The organism is Oceanobacillus senegalensis (assembly GCF_900176885.1).
Lineage (GTDB): Bacteria > Bacillota > Bacilli > Bacillales > Amphibacillaceae > Oceanobacillus > Oceanobacillus senegalensis.
Window position 1 is genome coordinate 218,597 of sequence record NZ_LT839648.1, and the last position, 17,981, is coordinate 236,577.

The following is a 17,981-nucleotide window of genomic DNA, read 5'->3' on the forward strand; positions in this document are numbered from 1 at the left end:
TTTGAAAGAAATTCCTAAAAAACTAGTTGTAATTGGTGCTGGATATGTTGGAACAGAACTAGGGACTGCTTATGCTAACTTTGGTACAGAGGTTACATTCCTAGAAGGTGCAAAAGATATTTTAGGCGGATTTGAAAAATCGATGACTCAATTAGTTAAAAAAGGTCTGAAGAAAAAAGGCGCTACAGTGATTACAGAAGCAATGGCTAAAGGCGTGGAAGAAACAAAAGATGGTGTAAAAGTTTCATATGAAGTAAAAGGGAAAGAAGAAATAATTGAGGCGGATTATGTCTTAGTAACTGTAGGCCGTCGTCCAAACACAAGTGAAATTGGTTTGGAACAAGTGGGTATCGAATTAGATGAAAAAGGTCTTATTAAAGTTGATAAACAATCCCGTACAACTGTGAAGAACATCTATGCTATTGGTGATATTGTACCAGGTGCTCCATTAGCGCATAAAGCTTCTTATGAAGGTAAGATTGCTGCAGAAGCAATTAGCGGTGAAAAATCTGAAGTTGATTATATTGGTATTCCTGCTGTTGCTTTCGTTGAGCCAGAATTGGCTATGGTTGGTCTTACTGAAGCACAAGCAAAAGAAGAAGGCTATGACGTGAAGGTTGGTAAGTTCCCATTCGCGGCAAATGGCCGTGCATTATCCTTAAATAATACAGACGGTTTCTTAAAACTTATTACTCGTAAAGAGGATGGATTAATTCTAGGAGGTCAAATCGCTGGACCAAACGCTAGTGATATGATTTCTGAAATTGGACTAGCTGTTGAAGCTGGTATGACTGCAGAAGACTTAGCACTTACTATTCATGCTCATCCAACATTAGGTGAAATTACAATGGAGGCAGCAGAAGTAGCGTTAGGTTCTCCAATTCATATAATGTAATTTAAATTAAGAAGATAACCCAAGAGTCATCTGGGTTATCTTCTTTATTATGGCTCTAAAATATATGTTGGGGTTTTAATAAAATTTAAGCATAAAAAAACACGCAAGCTCCTATATCCTTTAAACTTGAATTGACGAGAAACAAGTGGATAGGAGTTGCGTGTATATGTATTTTAACATGAAATTACCTGGATTAGAAGAAATGAAAATAACGAAAACAGAGGAGATAGAGGGATCCTTTCATATTCATGTTCAGTTGCCAAAAAAACCTCATAAATGCCCTTCTTGTGGGGAGATAACAGAGCGTATTCATGATTATCGAGTGCAAAAAATTCAGCATTTAAAATTGTTTGAACGTAGAACCTATATTTTTTATCGTAAGCGTCGTTATAGGTGTGAGTGTGGAAAGAGGTTTGTAGAAAACAATAATATTGTCTATCGTTATCAGCGACATACGGTGGAATGGAATCAGGCGTTAGGTTTTCGAGTGATAAAGGGGAAGAATTTCAAGGATACTGCTGCCCAATTTCATACGTCATCCAATACAGCTATGCGACGTTTTGATAACGTATCAGCTGGTAAATTACGTGAGGTTAAAGCTCTGCCACGGGTAATAGCGATCGATGAATATAAGGGCGATACAAATAAAGGTAAATATCAGACCATTATCGGTAATGGTGAGACAGGTGAGCCTTTGGATATTCTTCCTGATCGGTCCGTAAAAACGGTGAAAAAGTATCTACAGGAAAAGGGAGAAAAAGTAGAAATAGTCATTATGGATATGAGTCATAGCTTTAAATCAGCTGTTCAACAAGCATTGGGGAATCCTATTATTATAGCGGATCGATTTCATTTCTGTCGTTATATTTATTGGGCACTCGAACGTGTGCGAAGACGAGTTCAAAAAGAATTCCACCCTTATGATCGTAAAAAGTGCAAGCGAATGAAGCATGTATTTTATAAGCATTATGAAGCCCTTAGCGCAAAACAACATTGGTACTTAGAAAGATATTTAGGGTTATCAGAAGATTTGAGAACAGCTTATGGGTTAAAAGAATCTTATCGAACTTGGTTTGAAGAAGCAAAGAAAATAGGAAAAGATAATATGAAAGAGGTTAAAGAAGGGCTGTATCAGTTTTATACGCAAGTAAAAGATGCGGGTTTAGAGGAATTTGAAAAAGCGATACAGACGCTACAAAATTGGCAACCTGAAATATTGAACAGCTTTGCCTTTGGGTATAGTAATGGGTTTATTGAAGGATTGAATAATCAAACAAAGGTTATCAAGAGAAATGCCTTTGGATTCAAGAGATATGATCGATTGAGATTAAGGGTATTATTACACCATCAATTTAAATCCGTAGCCAATTCAATAGGTTAAAGGGGTAGGAGCTAATAGCCCCACCCCAACATTTGACTTAGAACCAAAAAATCAAGCACCATCAAAGTGCTTGATTTTTTGTTTGTATGAAAAGTCCTGGGAACCATATCTATTTCTTCACTTTTGCAACGGTAACAATATAGTTGCCGAATGGTACCTTTGTAATAAGTTGTACGGCTAAGATGGATATAATAACCGTTAATCCATACGAGATTGGTAATAGGTACGATTGAAGGAAGAGTTGTGGTATGAATTTATTTAATAATACAATAACGATGGGATGGACTAAATAGATGCCCATGGATAGATTCCCAATTTTTACTACCATATTCTGTATACGTGGTTGCTTATTTAGTAGGAAATATAGTCCTGAACCCGCAACAAAAGCAATGGGTATATAGAAAAAGTTAAGACGGTAATTCGAGCTTAACCATCCGTTTAATTCAAGCTGTATGGTAGATACTACAACAATAATCACGCCTAGGATAAAACATGTTACACGATTCTTGTTAATCCAGTTTGACAGAGAAGACCAATAATATGCAAGTAATCCGCCAATCATAAAGTAGAAAATCCATTTCAAGATAAATACGTGATCATTAAAAAATTTATCGAAAATACCTATCCCAGTAGATACATCAAATTGAATAAAGTAAAGATTAATAAAGAATGCTATTAGGGTTGCAATTAATAGATGATTGATCTTCCGTAATAACTGAAGAAAAGCAAACAGAATATAAAACTGTACCACTATCGCTATAAAATATAGATGATAATAACTTTCCCCGGTTAAAAAGAAATAAATAAAGTCTTTTATTTCTTTTGCGGTTTGGAAGCTTGGCAATGTATACGTCTGAAAATAATGACGGAACAAGACGTAAAAGATGCTCCAAACGAGAAAAGGAATCATTATTTTAGTGAATCGGGATTTGACAAAATAGGATAGCTGAAATCCACGATTGTTTACCTGGTTAAATAGTAAAAAACCACTAATAAGTGCAAACATAGCGGTCCCATACCTTGTTATTTGGTTAAAATAATAGACTAAAGTAGGTTCGGCATCCATCTCATTAATGAACATGGCTGTTACATGTATCATGACAATACATAAACTAGCAATCGCTCGAACGAAACTAACCTCAAAGAAGTATTTTTTCTTTTTTGGCTTTTCCGTCCTTTCCATAATATTTAATGTATTTGTACTTTCCATTATAACAACTCCAAAATAGATATTAAGATTATAAATTCTATTATATAGGATACATACAGTTAAGGTAGATTTAAAGGTTTTTTATATTTCAGTTGGATTACAAATTATTGCAGGTTAGGGGGCAGTAATAAGTTGTAAAGAAGGATTTTGGAAAAATTTGTCGTATATTGATATATTGATAGAAAAGGGGGATGAATATGGTTAGAAATAGGGAGAGTAAAAGCAGGATCGTTGTAACTTTTATTCTAGCGATTACTTTTTCACTTGTAGTGACTTCTCATGTGAGTGCTGCAACTTTTTCGGATGTAGACAGTGTTCCTTGGGCAGAAGAAGAAATAATATTTTTGCATGATGAACGTATCATAAATGGACTCCCAGATGGTTCCTTTGGTGTATCGGATCATATTTCACGAGCAGATGCAGCTTTAATGTTAGCGAGGGCGAATCATTTACAGGACGACAATGTATTGGAGGAATCTCCGTTTTCCGATGTGGATGAATCGGCCTATTATTATGAGGGATTACAATTTGCCGTCCATGCAGGATATATGATTGGGTATCCAGATGGAAGCTTTGGACCACAAGATCCATTGACGAGAGAACAAATGGCAAAAATCATTGCAGAGGCATATGACCTGGAAGGAGTTTCTGGCGATTATTTTACAGATGTATCCAGTAGTTGGGCTGAGGAGTACATAAATAGTCTTGCTGTAAATGGCATCAGTAATGGTACGGCTGATGGAACATTTCATCCATCAGAAAATATTTCACGTGCGGAATTCGCTGTGATGTTGGCGAGAGCCATGAATGATGATTTTAAATTAGAACCTGCTGAGGTAGAAGTGGGGACGTCACGAACAAATCCTGCAGGAACTGGAGAAGTGATTACCGTCGAGAAAGATGACTGGTTAAATGGGTATCAAAAATATGAAGTAGAATTACTTGATACGATTTCTGGCGATGAGGCATGGGAGATAGTATCTGATGCCAATCCATTTAATAACGCTCCAAATTCAGGGATGAAATATGTACTTGCCAAATTTAGAGTAAAAGTTTTAGAACTGGAAAATGAACCATTTCAAATCAACCATGCAAAATTTGATGCAGTAAGTCAAGAAGGGGTTAAATATGAACAGTTCATTTCTATATCTGGTCTAAGCCCTGAATTACGAACAGATATTTATGAAGGTGGGGAGCATGAAGGTTGGACTTATTTTATGGTACATGAAGACGATGCCCCATTCGTTGTATTTAATCAAAACTGGGATGACGAAGTTTGGTTTGATTTAAGTAAGTAAATGAATGGATTGGAGATGGTTCTGTAGGGTACCCAAAAGTTAGAATATAACGTTGGGGCACCTCAGAACCGTCCCTCTATGAAGTGGTTAAAGAAGCTAAAGGTGATTTTACGTTTTTTAACCAATGAATAATAGTACTCCCCTTCATTAAATCTACATTTGGTTCTAATAGTTTTATATGACCAGACGTATGAACCAAGATGAAAGCTTTTAGATAATGGTCGATAAATTCCAATTCTACTTCATATATTCCGCTAGCAGGCAGCATTTTCTTTTCAAGCTGCACAAATCGACGGCCATTCCACATAGCTTTTACCGTGTAATCTTTTCCAAGAAAATGGTAAATTTCATGTACATTTGCTGATGATAGTCTTTGACGTATGGCTGTGGAACTGATTTTTTCCCCCTTATAATCATGACATTCTACCTTTGTTACGGTAATTTTGTGGTCGGAGTCATCCACAATTTGGTTGAGCTTTGCTGCTCCTTTTGCTCCATAGGAAAAATCAAATCCTGCTACGGCATGCACTACCTTGAGGTTAACCAAGTAGTCTTGGACAAATTGTTTTGGTAAGAGTTTAGCAAAATCAGGGGTGAATTCTACCAGATAGAATAGATCCACACCTAATTCAGCTAATATGGTTTGTTTTTCAGAAAATGTGGTTAAATGTGGAACCAATCGTTTACCACCAGATAATACATTAATAGGATGTGGACGAAAACTCATTACTGCTAGTGGTAGACCTCGGTTATTTGCTTCTTCACGCGCTTCGTTTATTACCTGCTGATGTCCTAAATGCACTCCATCAAAATAACCCAATGCCATGACACATGGTGTTGCTTGCTTATGAACGGTCTGTAAATTTTTGGCATTCATTAAAATGGTTTTCATCAAGCAGCCTACCTTTCAAACAAATTAGTCTCTAAAAATCAGAACGGTTGCTCTTACACCGTTACACCATTTATTGCACCAGAAGGAACCGTCCCTGCCACACCCATTAACTTCAAAGGGTGCAAGAGGAACCGTCCCAAAAAGCACTGGTGCAAAGGGAATTGTCCCTCTACTACCACTTTACACGTCTGCGAATTCTTTCAAATGACTATATTTACCAGAATAGAATAGTAATGGATTGCCATCTTTCACGGCGATATCCTTTACTTTACCGATAAATAAAGTGTGGTCGCCTTCTACATAGGTAGAAGATACTTCACAAGCTACCTGAGCTAAGGAATCTGGAATTACGGGCATACCAGCTAAACGATCAAAATAAACCTGTTGATCTTTGATTTGTCCGGCGAAAGTTTTGGAAATATCCTCTTGTTCGGCAGATAAAATATTCACTGAGAATTGATTTGATTCCTCAATTTTTTGGAGCATACGTGCATCTTCCTTAATAGAAATTACCACTAATTTTGGGTCAAGGGAAACAGACATAAAAGCATTTGCTGTCATTCCATGCTGCTCGCCATCTAATTCCGTTAAAATCACGGTAACTCCTGTTGCAAATTTACCCATTGCATCTCTAAATAAACGATTATCCATTAAAAATTACCTCCTACATATAATGAAAGTGTTTGCTAAGAGGGACGATTGTCACTTTTCCATCGATTTTTCATGTGTTATAATCATTTACAATATGAATATAGTGAAATTTATAAATGTTAAAACTTGTAAACGTTATCAATATAGTATGGATAAAAAGTGAATGGTCCCTCTAACCCTGATTCATACCTTTTGGAATCTGACAACTAAATCGTATCATCAATTTTAGTGTAATGAATCCTATGATTAGTATTAATTTTTAAATTATTTTAGTGTGAAACGTTTTAATTCTATGAAAAATGAACGATTTACGATTCATTTTGGAAGGGTGGATATACATGAACATGAATCTCGGCACTACCAATTTAAATGATATATTTGAATTACCTAAGGAAGAAGCGTTAAAGGCTTTTTATGATCGGATGGTTACCATTCCCAGTACTGCCATATCGGCTTTAAAAAGAGAGCTCGTTGTAGCAATGGGAGAAGATCGTTCCAAGGGGATCTTTATTCGTTATGGTTGGCATAGTGGTGTTAGTGATGGAAAAAAGGCGCTGACATTTCAATGGGAAGATGAACTTGATCTGATTCGTTCTGGGCCAAAGTTGCACATGGCACATGGTTATTTGGGTGATGTCGTAATAAATGATATTAAATATGATAAAGAGGGCGACTTGGAGTTCATCGATGTATCCTGGCTTCATTCATTTGAAGTCGATGAGTATTTAAAGGATGGGACTTATAGTAAACAAGCTGTTTGCCATATCCTGTGCGGGTATGCGAGTGGTTATTTATCAACGGTTTTAAAAAGGCCAATCCTTGTCAAGGAAACCAAATGTGGAGCAATGGGCTATGATAACTGTGAGGTTATTTGTAAGCCCATAGAAAAATGGGGGGGAGAACAGGAATGCGAATATAGCTATTACCAATCCACTAGTATGATTCAGGAACTGGATGAAGTCACCGAAAAATTAAAAATGGAACGTGACAATTTAACTACAGCGTATAACGTTCATCGGAAATTAATTGAAGGATTACTTTCCAAGAAAGGGCTACAACGAATTGTTAATCTATTATATAAAACAACAGGCCTCCCTACATTTATTGAAGATGAATACAATCAGATTATGGTGAAGTCTGATGATGTGACCATTGACTTTGATTTGAATAAGTTAAGTGAAGATAAGGTTCATTTTATCCAAGTTTCACCTGAAATCGGAATCCTCCGAACCCCTATTTTCTTTGAACAACAGGTGAAAGGGTATTGTTCGTTTCTTTATACAAAAGATGAGAAGCCAAGTGATTTGGAGCATATGATTCTCGAACAAGCTTCCCTCACGGCATCCATTATATTATTAAATGAAAATATTAAAATTAATACAGAACAAAATATTAGACGTGGTTTTTTAAGTGATGTTTTAGAAAACAGGATAGAGAAAGAAGAACTTTATAAAATCGCCTATTATCTACATTTTAATCCAGAAGACTCCTACTGGATGCTCACGATGGAAAGAAATATCAATCATTCGGATATGAAAAATGAAATTGAAGTCAATGAAGGATTAGTCCGCCACATTAATTCATTTTTTAGGGAAAGAAATATCAATACGATTGTTTCGCAAAAATCAAGTGAAATTATTATGTTAGTGGAGTATTCTTCATTCCAAGAGTTATATATGAAGCAGTCCAAATTCATTCAACAGTTATTAAAGCATTGTTCACGTCGTTTCCCTGGCTACACTTTTCATGTGGGGGTTAGCTCCGTGGTGGAAAACATCGATCAGATATCCACTTTGTATGAGGAAACACTGGCAGCATTAAAGGCGAAAAATCCAAAAAAACGGGTTCAATATTATGAAGACTTAGGAATCGAGAGTGTTTTATTTCAAATACCTGATGAGACGTTAATCCATCGCTTTGTTCATAAACAGGTTGGGGAATTGCTCGAGGTTGATAAGAATCTAGACTTAATTCAAACGTTATATGCTTATATCGAGAATGGTATGAACATTAATGGTACAGCGAAGGCCATTTCTATGTCAATTAGTGGATTGCGGTACCGATTAGAAAAGATTAGTGATATTTTAGGGATAGACTTGGATGATACGAAAAGTGTTTTTTCTGTTTATATGGCATTAAATATTTTAAAGGCGAAGGGAGAAATTGCAATATAACTAACTTCCCGACCTTAGAAGAAAACAGTGAGTAGGACTGTTTTCTTCTAAGGTTTTTATTTTTTAGTAAATAGGTAATTACCAATGGAAAAAATAAGAATCATTTGCGGCACATCTACTACGAATCGGAAAAAACAGAATATATGAAAACAACCTTACAAACTATTGATATCCCCCTATCTTCCAGTATTTTAATCCCCCTTCAAATGATTAATTCGCATTTATAATCTAAAAATTAACATATTTTCGTATGTTTCATATCTATCATCCCAATAATGATGCAACTATAATAATAATTAATCAAAGCGCTTACAAAGTTATCATGATAACGTTTACAAACCTGAAGGAGGAATTTCCATTGACGACCAATACGTTAGATATTCAAAAGACAGTGAATAGAGAAGAGTTGATTCAAAAAGCAATAGAAGTTGGGGAATTAGCAGAGAAGCATGCTTTACAAGCAGATGTTGATGCAAAATTACCAGATGTAGTTGCTGACAAAATAAAAGAAGCCGGATTTCATAAGCTCCATCGACCAAAAGCATATGGTGGTCAGGAATTAGACTTCTATACATTTGGCGATATCATTCGAACAGTAGCCAATTATAGTGTACCAGCTGCATGGATCACGTATTTCTCTATTATCCATGAAACGTGGCCAGCATTTTTACCAAAACAGGGTCGGGAGGAACTATTCAATAGTAACGCCTTAATGGCTGATGTCTTTGCACCAGTTGGAAAAGTGACGGACGACCCAGATGGAAAAGGCTATCGAATTAGCGGTCACTGGAATTTCTGTAGTGGCGTGTTGTGGTGTGATTGGATTGCTCTTGGCGCGATTCATAAAATGAGAGATGCCGAAGAGCCAGAGCTAAGCTTGTTTATCGTTCATAAAAAGGATGCAGAAATCATTGATAACTGGGATCCAATCGGACTGCGTGGAACAGGTAGTAACGCGGTTAAGTTAGACGATGTATATGTCCCACCGCATTATGTTTTCCCGTTAAAACGAGTAGTGGAAGGCGCAACTGCCCCAGATGGCAACTATGAAGAGGACTACCAGCTTTTCAATGTTCCTTATATCGCTTACTTCTTATCTGGATTTCCACAGATTGCCATTGGTGGTTTAGAACGTCTTATTCGCGACTTTGAAGAAAAGACAAAAGGACGCATTCGTATTTACAATAACAATGCAAGCGAAAAAGATGGTGGTAGTGCTCAGCGCACGCTTGGAGAATTAAATGTTCAATTAACTTCCTTAAAAGCGATGGCTAAACAATACATGGATAAATTAACGTATTGTCAGGAAAACGGGATCCGCGTATTAGAAGAAGAAGAGCGAGAGCAGTTGTTCGCGATGCGTGGACATATTGCGAAAACAGCAGCAGAATTGGGAACTCGGATTATTATCACACTTGGTGGTAATTCAATATACAGAGATAAGCATTCCGAACGATTTGTTCGTGACCTCATTGCCGTTGCTGCACACCCATCCCATTTATATGAAGATGCAATGGTAGGATACGGTAAAACAGTTCTTGGCTATGATGGTCATCCAATGTGGTAATAGAACAAAAGCACAAAAGAACAAGCGCCCGTTTAGCGACGTGCGGAGGTAAAGGAAGACTCGGCTGTCGCTGGGCGTGGCTATACTTTTAATCATCATTAATCATACAGACTTAGAATTTTATAATTTCTTACTATATAAAAATTTTATCGGAGGGATATTTCATGGAAAAAGAACCAATTTTTGATGTTGCTCAGCTAGCTCATTTTGAAATTTACAGTCCTAAATTAGAGGAGTCTGTAACGTTTTTTTCAGACATCTTGGGAATGGAAGAAGTACATCGTCAAGGAAAATCTGTTTATATGCGTGCTTATGAGGATCAGTATCATAATACATTAATTATCACGGAAAATGATGAGGCTGGATTAGGCCATATGGCATTAAGAGCTAGATCCCCTCAAGCATTAGAGCGTCGTGTAGAAGCCATTGAAAAAACAGGCTATGGTATCGGTTGGATTGATGGAGATATCGGTCATGGCCCCGCATATCAATTTACAACACCAGATGGTCATAAGGTTGAGATTTTCTGGGAGGTTGACTATTATGATGCGCCTAATTCTCAACAAACAGCATTATTAAATCGCCCGCAAAGACGCCCGAAACGTGGTGTACCTGTACGTCGCTTAGATCACATCAATTTACTGGCAAAAGATACAAATAAAAATGTGGAATTCTTAGAAGCAGTACTAGGCTTTAACGTTCGCGAGCGTATTTTAGCTGAAGATAATAGTGACATTGCTACTTGGTTAAGCGTGTCTAACTTGGCACATGACGTTGCTATTATGGGAGATGCTTTAGGAGAAACCGGACGACTTCACCATATTTGCTACTGGTATGGCTATCCACAGCATTTACAAGATGTATCCGATTTACTAATTGAGGATGGTTATGAAATTGAAGTAGCCCCAATCAAACATGGTATATCTCAAGCATCTTGTATGTATGTTTACGAACCTGGAGGCAACCGTGTTGAGCTATTTGGTGATGCAGGCTATTTAATCTTTGACCCAGATTGGAGAACAGTGGAATGGAAGGCGGAAGATACGAATCAAGCTATACTATGGCATGGCGGCTCTAATTTGCCGAAAGACTTTTTCGAATATGGAACCCCTTTAAGAAGCAAGGAGCCAGTGGAGAATTAAGGATTCGTTGATTTCAATGTAGTTGAAAAAGAAGATTGCGCAGTGGATATTATTTGTGCAAACAGTGATACTGCCACATTATTTTATAGAAAATTACTAAAAATGATTTGATTCAAATTAATGATGTTGGTAGCATGAAAGAGGAAGGGATAGTTGGGTGTCCTCTTTCTTGCTAGTTATGAAAAAGATTATAGGAGGGTTTTACTTGGAATTCAGTTCAAAATACATGAAAATCAATGGAATCAATACCCATTACCATGAGGAAGGTTCAGGAAAAGAAAAAATGATCTTAATACACGGTTCAGGCCCAGGAGTGTCCGCTTTTGCTAACTGGAGACTTGTTATACCGCGTTTAAGTGAGTCACTTACAGTATTCGCTCCCGACATCGTTGGGTTTGGTGAAACAGATAAGCTTTCTAAAGATGAATACACCCTTGATCTGTGGGTAAACCATCTGATTGGCTTTATTGAAGCAGTATCCGATGAACCCGTATACTTAGTAGGAAATTCCTTCGGCGGAGCTCTATCCCTTCATGTTGCACATAGAAGACCCGATCTAGTGAAGAAATTAATCTTGATGGGAAGTGTAGGGGTGCAGCATAAAGTATCCTATGGTTTAGATCGCGTTTGGGGGTATGAACCAAGCCTTGAAAATATGCGTGAATTAATTCAGTTATTCTCTTATGACGAAAAAGCTGCGAATAATGAAGAATTGGTTCGTTTACGTTATGAAGCTAGTTTAAAACCTGAGACGAGGGATGCCTTTAAAGAAATGTTCTTTGATTCTCGCCAAGAAAGATTGGATGAACTAGCACTAGCGGATGAGGAAATTAAAAAAATTAACACAGAAACATTAATATTCCATGGTTTAAACGACCAAGTTATAAAATTCGAAGACACAAGCTACAGATTCATTCAGCTCTTACCACATGCCGAGCTACATCTATTTAACGAATGCGGCCACTGGACACAAATCGAAAAAACAGAGCCGTTTATCAATCATATCTTAGCATTTATTAATAAAGAGAGTGTACCTGTTTAATCGTGAATGCAGTAGGGATGGTACATCATAGTACATTTAACTGCCTAAGATAGAATAATTTTAGATTGTAATATCCCCTTGCAATGCTACATATTTCGTAGTAGTTGCAGGGGTTTTTATATTTTGAAACGAAAACTGTAGTGAAATCCATGCTAAGAACGAAAAGCTACTTATCGTTTTACTTGAGCCAATGTTTGGTTGAATCCTTGCATTTAGCATGTCGAAGTATGACGGAATTACCGTCGCTACGTCATCACCTACCATGCCACTTATCACACCACCAATTCTGAAACGCCCATCCATAGACCTGTACCCTTCTACCTACGTTTATTTACTGAAGTTTCAGAATATGTCAATTTTTGGTTAATATTGTTTCTCCATAATAGATAGTGAGTGGATTATGTCTATTAGGAGGAGGTTTTTATGAGTAGGTCAAAGGGAAGGAAGAAGTTTTTAGCTAGTTTAGTGATTAGTACGGTCCTTTTTACTGACATCGCAATGGTGTTGCCGGGTGACCGTGCTTTTGCAGAGGAGAAAGTGGGGAAGGTTACAACGGATCATGTACCTTCAAGTGAAGCAGCTAATCAGCAGGAAGATGGAAAGGAAGCAGCTTCTGAATCAGAAGACAGACAATCGTGCTGATTCTGAGAAGGATAATTTACCTGAAGAGAAACAAACCAATGAACATGATTCATCATTAAAAGAAGAATCGCCTTTAGAAGGTACTCCTACCAATGAAACAGTAAAGGAGGACAACAATTCAGAACAGGAAACGAAAGTAGAAGAAACGGAAGCAAAGGCTAAAATCGCGGAGTCCAACATGCAAGAGCAAACGAATTTCGATTCGAACCCACCATTATTAATTACAGAAATCTCTCCAAACTCAGAGGGTGGTGGGACGGACTACTATGAGTTTTTTGAACTCAATAATAATACGAATCAGCCATTATCTTTAATGAATTATTCCTTTGTTTATCGTTATACGAACACGGGAGAGGACCTTGTATTCCAGGTGCCACCTGTTACATTGGAGCCTCAGGAAACAGTGGTACTCTGGTTTAACAATGGAAATCTTACTTTACAAGATTTTAACGCGAATCAAGTTTGACAAGTGACCAAGTGGTGGAGTTTACCTCCGTCTTTCCAGGATTTAGTAATGGTGGGGATCGTGCCATTGTCGTGAAAGATAAGGACAGTACGGAAATCATCTCTGCTAGTTATTTGGGAGAAGATAATGATAATTCTGGAGCGGATATCCATTACCGCTATCCGACAGATGGGAAAGAGATGAGGAAGGAGCAAGGGTCTGCAATCCCTACACCTAGGACGATTGAAGCTTCCCAAGTTCCAGAAACACCTGTTACAGTGCCTGAAGACCCAGATGACGAGGAAGCACCAACCATCGAACATATGCCAATCACAGAAAGCAGTTCTTTTTTGCTGGTAGAGGTCGAAGCGACGATTACCGATAATACAGCCGTACCTTTAGCAACACTGTATTTTAAAGAAAAAGGAACGGATTCTTTTACATCCGTAACAATGAATCCGAGTGCAGAAGACCCAACCATCTATTCAGCGGAAATTCCGAGTAAAAGCGTTCAGACGGATGTTGTTTATTACATAGAGGCAACAGATGGTTGGAATGAAGCGAGAACAGAGGAGTATACGATATCTGTTGAAAAAGCGGATATTGATTTTGAAACGATTCCACCGTTTTTAGTAACCGAGGTGATGCCAGATACGGCCAATATCGGTGGTTCGGATGGGTATGAGTTTATCGAAATCTATAATAATACGAATCAAGCAATAGATTTTTCAGATTATAAACTGAATTACCGCTATGACAAGGATCCATCTCGTGATGTCATTTGGCCATCTGTACCAGAGGATGTTGTGATTCCTGCGGGAGAAACGCTCGTATTTTGGATTATCAATGCTAATAATGGCAATGCGACGGTTGCGGACTTTAATGCTCACTATGGTACAAATTTAGTAGAAAATGAAGATATTGTTCGTATTTATAGTGGGGGAATGGCCAATGGTGGCTCTCGTGGTCTAGTCGTGAAGACCAATGTGGGAAAAGAAATTTCTGTTTCTTATTATAATGATACGACCGCGGACGACACTCAGCCAGATAAAGGGATTGTGTTCAAGTATCCAGAAGATGGATCTATCGAGGCGATGAAAGTAAGTGCTGGTGTGGAAGATGGTACTCCAGGAGCGGTTGAAGTGTTTCAAGTTCCGGAAGATCCAGCCCCATTCGTAGAGGATTCGGTGGCACCAACTATTGAAAATGTAACCGAGTCTACAGAAATGGATGAAAAGGAAACGATTCAAATTGCCGCCGATGTACAAGAAAAACGAATTGCAACAGATTACTTCTCCGTGAATGTTTATACGGATACTGAAATTGGTAAAGTTGCTGATGTTCCTAGTGGTGAAATAGCTGACTGAGGTTGAATGGACTGGATTGGAAGCAGGTAAGCCCTATGCATGGTACGCTGTCGCAACGGGTGAATTTATCCGGAAAAGGGACTTCTGACATTTGGACCTTTGGAAAAGGTGAAAATGCAGAAGAGAATCCTGGTGAAGATGAGGATTCAGAGGATCCTGAAGATAGGCCTACTGTGGAGGTGAAACCGAAGAAAAATAATGGAACAGCAACCGTCCATTCACGAGACTTACGAGCTATCGAACACGGATCGATTGTAACCATTGACATAACCAACAAGAAAAAGAAACGTCGATTATTACTAACTAAAGATTGTTATAAATGGAGATCAAGAATAAACATTTGAAATGAGCAATGTAGATGTGAAGAATAAGTTTATAGTGGAATCATAGATGGTCGACTGCCTTTTTGGATTATTTGGGGACGGTTCTCCTACGAAGGATATCTATCTGGTGTACTAGAATCGTTCCTATTTATCCAACAATTCACCCGATTCCACAAAAATATAAATTTTCTGTTGACAGATTCCTAAGTTGTCAGGTATGATGATATCAATTCCTACTAATTGAATATGATTTTTTCTTATCAAGAGTCGGGGGAGGAACCTGGTCCGGTGATCCCGCAGCAACCGTTACGATGTAACAAGGTGCTAATTCCAGCAAGCTGATGCTTGAAAGATGAGTATGGGACATACATATTGCCTCTTCCTCATCGGAAGGGGCTTTTTATTTGGGAAGCCACGGACATTCTTTATGAATAAATGAATGAAATGGGTGGCATAAGAACCGTCCCTACCATACCATCAGCCACATCATGAGCAGAACACCACGAAGAAGTTCATCACCAGACTGACCCTCATACCATGACTTGCATCTATATATCATAGTAAAGTGAGAAAAATCTATTGAAAGTAGGTTCATTATTAGGGTTCCGTTCTCACTATTACCAACGTACTAAAGGTTAAATGATAGTAAGAGAACAATCCCGACTAAACCAAAGGGAGAGATTAGGATGACAGTGACAAAAACAGATAGCTTGTACAAGAAAGAGTATTTTGGAAGAATTGCAGAATTAAATAAGTATGCACCGGATGCTTTTCAATCATTTATGAAATTTAATGACCAAGCTTTAGCAGCAGGTAAGCTTACGGTGAAGCAAAAGGAATTAATTGCGGTAGCGGTTGCCCATATTACTGGATGCCCGTATTGTATTGATTTACATGTTGGAAATGCGAAGAAAAATGATTCTAGCAAAGAGGAAGTAGCGGAGGCTATTTTTGTTGCAACAGCATTGAAGGCTGGTTCTTCAGCAGCACACGGTGTTAGCGCATTGAATGCTTACGATGGTAAGGGAGACGATGAACTTTATAAAGCATCTTATTTTGCTAGACTAAAAGAATTTGCAGAGCTTAATGGAGAAACATTTAAAGCTTTCATAGACTTCGACCAAAAATCAATTAAAGCACAAAATATCACAGAAAAAGATAAAGAGCTTATCGCTGTAGCTTGTGCCCATACAACTGGATGTGCGTATTGCATTGACCTTCATACAAAAAATGCGAAGAAAACAGGTGCAAGCCTAGAAGAGATTTCTGAAGCAATATTTGTTGCTGTAGCATTGAAAGCAGGATCTGCCTTTGCACACAGTGTAAATGCCTTGAACGCGTATGATGAAAACTAATTAGAAAGCTGTTTTGTTTTTAAGGAAGGAGAAAGCAAGGGTCAAAAATGGTTCGGGAGGGACGGTGTTCTTACTGACGCACAAGGTGTAAAGAGGAAAGAAACATCCCCACCCAACCAAATGACTCTTCCATCCACCACTCCTTCTTCTTTCATCTTAAATCAAGATAATACATCAAAAAGGAGTATCAGAAAAATGACAAAGAAAAAGCAAATTCACTTAAATGGTTTTGTGCAGAATTCTCCTTCTCCACATTCGACTGGATTGTGGAAGCATGCTAAGGATAAGGGGATTCATCATAATCGGCTTCAATACTGGACAGAGACAGCGAAGGTTTTGGAACGCGGTAAATTTGATGCTGTTTTTATTGCAGATGTTCTTGGAACGTATTCGAAATATGGAAACAGCCATGATGCGGCAGTACGAAATGCTGTTCAGCTACCGGCACATGATCCACTTATGCCAATCACTGCGATGGCTGCGGCGACAGAACATATTGGCTTCGCTCCAACAATTTCGGCTACCTATGCACAGCCGTATTCCTTGGCACGCCAGCTTTCAACACTTGATCATTTGACAGAAGGCCGTGTGGCATGGAATGTAGTTACATCTTACTTAGATAGTGAAGCGATTAATCTCGGATTATCTGGTCGTATGCCGAAAGAGTTGCGCTATGACCGTGCGGATGAATTTTTAGAAGTCGTGTATAAGCTTTGGGAGCATAGCTGGGAAGAGGATGCCGTCGTGTATGACCGCGATAGAGATGTTTTTGCAGATCCGGAAAAAGTGCATGGCATTAACCATGAAGGGGAATTTTTTCAAGTTCCTGGTATTCATTTAACCGAACCGTCTCCTCAACGTACTCCCGTGTTATTCCAGGCAGGTGCGTCACCAAGGGGAAGAGACTTTGCGGCAAAACATGCGGAGGCTGTATTTACGAAGGGGCATTCACTGGAAGCATTGAGAAATTACTCCCAAGACCTTCGTCGGCGTACGGTGAGACAGGGTAGAAATGCCGATGATATTGCTATTTTCCCAATGGTATTACCGATTGTTGGTTCTACAGAAGAAGAGGCCATTTCTAAATATGAGGATTTGCAGAGTCATGTTAGCTATGAAGGAACAGCAGCAATGCTTTCCGGTCATACTGGCATTGACTTTTCACAATATGATCCAGATCAATATATAGAAGACATGGAGACAGATGCGGTACAAGGAAACTTGGATATGTACACGAAGGATCCGAATAAGAAATGGACATTACGCGAAGCAATTAAAAATCACGGTCTTGGCAATGGTACAGCTCGATTTATTGGTACTCCTGAGCAAATCGCAGACCAAATCGAGGAATGGGTAACTGTGGGGGATGCAGATGGCTTTAATATTGCACAAGGCTATTCATTAGAAACCTTCCGTGAATTTGTAGACCATGTTGTGCCTGAATTACAAAAGCGTGGGATTTATCGAACAGAATATGAAGGAAAGACACTTCGCGAAAACTTATTTGGACGTGGGTCACATTTGCCTGATAATCATCCGGCAAGAAAACTAGGGGTTCGTGTTGAAAGCTAGTATTTACTTTTTAAAAAGGAAAGGA

The 17,981-nt window shown here is 38.3% G+C and carries 17 protein-coding genes and 1 riboswitch; of the genes, 13 read left to right on the forward strand and 4 right to left on the reverse strand.

The annotated features are described in order from the left end of the window. A partial coding sequence (locus CAO17_RS01150; RefSeq protein ID WP_179151856.1) for an FAD-dependent oxidoreductase occupies nt 1-895 on the forward strand: 895 nt, incomplete at its 5' end. Between the two features lie 160 nt (nt 896-1,055). Further along, the gene (locus CAO17_RS01155; protein WP_085991018.1) at nt 1,056-2,276 is read left to right on the forward strand and encodes an ISL3 family transposase; all 1,221 of its coding nucleotides are present in this window, start codon (nt 1,056-1,058) and stop codon (nt 2,274-2,276) included. A 109-nt stretch (nt 2,277-2,385) separates the two neighbouring features. On the opposite strand, the gene CAO17_RS01160 is transcribed toward CAO17_RS01155, so the two are convergent. Beyond that, nucleotides 2,386-3,486: an acyltransferase gene (locus tag CAO17_RS01160; protein ID WP_085991019.1), complete on the reverse strand. Its 1,101-nt coding sequence runs from the start codon at nt 3,484-3,486 to the stop codon at nt 2,386-2,388. 197 nt (nt 3,487-3,683) lie between these two features. Between CAO17_RS01160 and CAO17_RS01165 the strand changes: the two genes are divergently transcribed. Next, nucleotides 3,684-4,784, forward strand: coding sequence for an S-layer homology domain-containing protein (locus CAO17_RS01165; protein WP_179151857.1), 1,101 nt, complete (start codon nt 3,684-3,686; stop codon nt 4,782-4,784). A 76-nt stretch (nt 4,785-4,860) separates the two neighbouring features. Here CAO17_RS01165 and CAO17_RS01170 read toward each other — a convergent pair whose 3' ends face one another. Both CAO17_RS01170 and CAO17_RS01175 read right to left on the reverse strand, forming a co-directional pair. Further along, a complete protein-coding gene (locus CAO17_RS01170; RefSeq protein ID WP_085991021.1) occupies nt 4,861-5,676 on the reverse strand; it encodes an adenylyltransferase/cytidyltransferase family protein in 816 nt (271 codons plus the stop codon). 180 nt (nt 5,677-5,856) lie between these two features. Then, complete coding sequence (locus CAO17_RS01175; protein WP_085991022.1) at nt 5,857-6,327, reverse strand: flavin reductase family protein; 471 nt, start codon at nt 6,325-6,327, stop codon at nt 5,857-5,859. A 338-nt stretch (nt 6,328-6,665) separates the two neighbouring features. Between CAO17_RS01175 and CAO17_RS01180 the strand changes: the two genes are divergently transcribed. From CAO17_RS01180 to CAO17_RS01195, 4 genes are all read left to right on the forward strand, one after another. After that, on the forward strand, nt 6,666-8,501 hold the full coding sequence (locus tag CAO17_RS01180; protein ID WP_245831733.1) for a helix-turn-helix domain-containing protein: 1,836 nt from the start codon (nt 6,666-6,668) through the stop codon (nt 8,499-8,501). Nucleotides 8,502-8,859: 358 nt separating this feature from the next. Then, entirely contained in the window at nt 8,860-10,068 is a 1,209-nt protein-coding gene (locus CAO17_RS01185) for an acyl-CoA dehydrogenase family protein (protein WP_085991023.1), read from the forward strand. 164 nt (nt 10,069-10,232) lie between these two features. Beyond that, entirely contained in the window at nt 10,233-11,210 is a 978-nt protein-coding gene (locus CAO17_RS01190) for a catechol 2,3-dioxygenase (RefSeq protein WP_085991024.1), read from the forward strand. Between the two features lie 178 nt (nt 11,211-11,388). Further along, the gene (locus CAO17_RS01195) at nt 11,389-12,252 is read left to right on the forward strand and encodes an alpha/beta fold hydrolase (protein WP_085994362.1); all 864 of its coding nucleotides are present in this window, start codon (nt 11,389-11,391) and stop codon (nt 12,250-12,252) included. A gap of 60 nt (nt 12,253-12,312) precedes the next feature. Here CAO17_RS01195 and CAO17_RS01200 read toward each other — a convergent pair whose 3' ends face one another. Next, nucleotides 12,313-12,555, reverse strand: coding sequence for a hypothetical protein (locus CAO17_RS01200; RefSeq protein ID WP_085991025.1), 243 nt, complete (start codon nt 12,553-12,555; stop codon nt 12,313-12,315). Nucleotides 12,556-12,675: 120 nt separating this feature from the next. On the opposite strand from CAO17_RS01200, the gene CAO17_RS20660 reads away from it, so the two are divergent. From CAO17_RS20660 to CAO17_RS01225, 6 genes are all read left to right on the forward strand, one after another. Next, nucleotides 12,676-12,894: a hypothetical protein gene (locus CAO17_RS20660; protein WP_143833696.1), complete on the forward strand. Its 219-nt coding sequence runs from the start codon at nt 12,676-12,678 to the stop codon at nt 12,892-12,894. After that, nucleotides 12,848-13,360, forward strand: coding sequence for a lamin tail domain-containing protein (locus CAO17_RS01205; RefSeq protein ID WP_179151858.1), 513 nt, complete (start codon nt 12,848-12,850; stop codon nt 13,358-13,360). The genes CAO17_RS20660 and CAO17_RS01205 overlap by 47 nt, the downstream gene beginning before the upstream one ends. Next, the gene (locus CAO17_RS01210) at nt 13,357-14,706 is read left to right on the forward strand and encodes a lamin tail domain-containing protein (RefSeq protein WP_218775515.1); all 1,350 of its coding nucleotides are present in this window, start codon (nt 13,357-13,359) and stop codon (nt 14,704-14,706) included. Before CAO17_RS01205 ends, CAO17_RS01210 begins: the two co-directional genes overlap by 4 nt. A 35-nt stretch (nt 14,707-14,741) precedes the next feature. Continuing rightward, nucleotides 14,742-15,050, forward strand: coding sequence for a hypothetical protein (locus CAO17_RS01215; RefSeq protein ID WP_085991028.1), 309 nt, complete (start codon nt 14,742-14,744; stop codon nt 15,048-15,050). Between the two features lie 233 nt (nt 15,051-15,283). Further along, nucleotides 15,284-15,388, forward strand: a riboswitch (SAM riboswitch). A 327-nt stretch (nt 15,389-15,715) separates the two neighbouring features. After that, nucleotides 15,716-16,384 carry a carboxymuconolactone decarboxylase family protein gene (locus tag CAO17_RS01220; RefSeq protein ID WP_085991029.1) on the forward strand — a complete coding sequence of 223 codons (669 nt, stop codon included), beginning with the start codon at nt 15,716-15,718 and terminating at the stop codon, nt 16,382-16,384. Between the two features lie 195 nt (nt 16,385-16,579). Then, the gene (locus CAO17_RS01225) at nt 16,580-17,956 is read left to right on the forward strand and encodes an LLM class flavin-dependent oxidoreductase (RefSeq protein WP_085991030.1); all 1,377 of its coding nucleotides are present in this window, start codon (nt 16,580-16,582) and stop codon (nt 17,954-17,956) included. Nucleotides 17,957-17,981 lie beyond the last annotated feature (25 nt).

Coding starts and splice junctions, on each gene's coding strand:
- CAO17_RS01160 (WP_085991019.1), bottom strand. CDS start 3,486: ATGGAAAGTACAAATACATTAAATATTATGGAAAGGACGGAAAAGCCA.
- CAO17_RS01165 (WP_179151857.1), top strand. CDS start 3,684: ATGGTTAGAAATAGGGAGAGTAAAAGCAGGATCGTTGTAACTTTTATT.
- CAO17_RS01170 (WP_085991021.1), bottom strand. CDS start 5,676: ATGAAAACCATTTTAATGAATGCCAAAAATTTACAGACCGTTCATAAG.
- CAO17_RS01175 (WP_085991022.1), bottom strand. CDS start 6,327: ATGGATAATCGTTTATTTAGAGATGCAATGGGTAAATTTGCAACAGGA.
- CAO17_RS01180 (WP_245831733.1), top strand. CDS start 6,666: ATGAACATGAATCTCGGCACTACCAATTTAAATGATATATTTGAATTA.
- CAO17_RS01190 (WP_085991024.1), top strand. CDS start 10,233: ATGGAAAAAGAACCAATTTTTGATGTTGCTCAGCTAGCTCATTTTGAA.
- CAO17_RS01195 (WP_085994362.1), top strand. CDS start 11,389: ATGAAAAAGATTATAGGAGGGTTTTACTTGGAATTCAGTTCAAAATAC.
- CAO17_RS01200 (WP_085991025.1), bottom strand. CDS start 12,555: ATGGATGGGCGTTTCAGAATTGGTGGTGTGATAAGTGGCATGGTAGGT.
- CAO17_RS20660 (WP_143833696.1), top strand. CDS start 12,676: ATGAGTAGGTCAAAGGGAAGGAAGAAGTTTTTAGCTAGTTTAGTGATT.
- CAO17_RS01205 (WP_179151858.1), top strand. CDS start 12,848: ATGGAAAGGAAGCAGCTTCTGAATCAGAAGACAGACAATCGTGCTGAT.
- CAO17_RS01215 (WP_085991028.1), top strand. CDS start 14,742: ATGCATGGTACGCTGTCGCAACGGGTGAATTTATCCGGAAAAGGGACT.
- CAO17_RS01220 (WP_085991029.1), top strand. CDS start 15,716: ATGACAGTGACAAAAACAGATAGCTTGTACAAGAAAGAGTATTTTGGA.
- CAO17_RS01225 (WP_085991030.1), top strand. CDS start 16,580: ATGACAAAGAAAAAGCAAATTCACTTAAATGGTTTTGTGCAGAATTCT.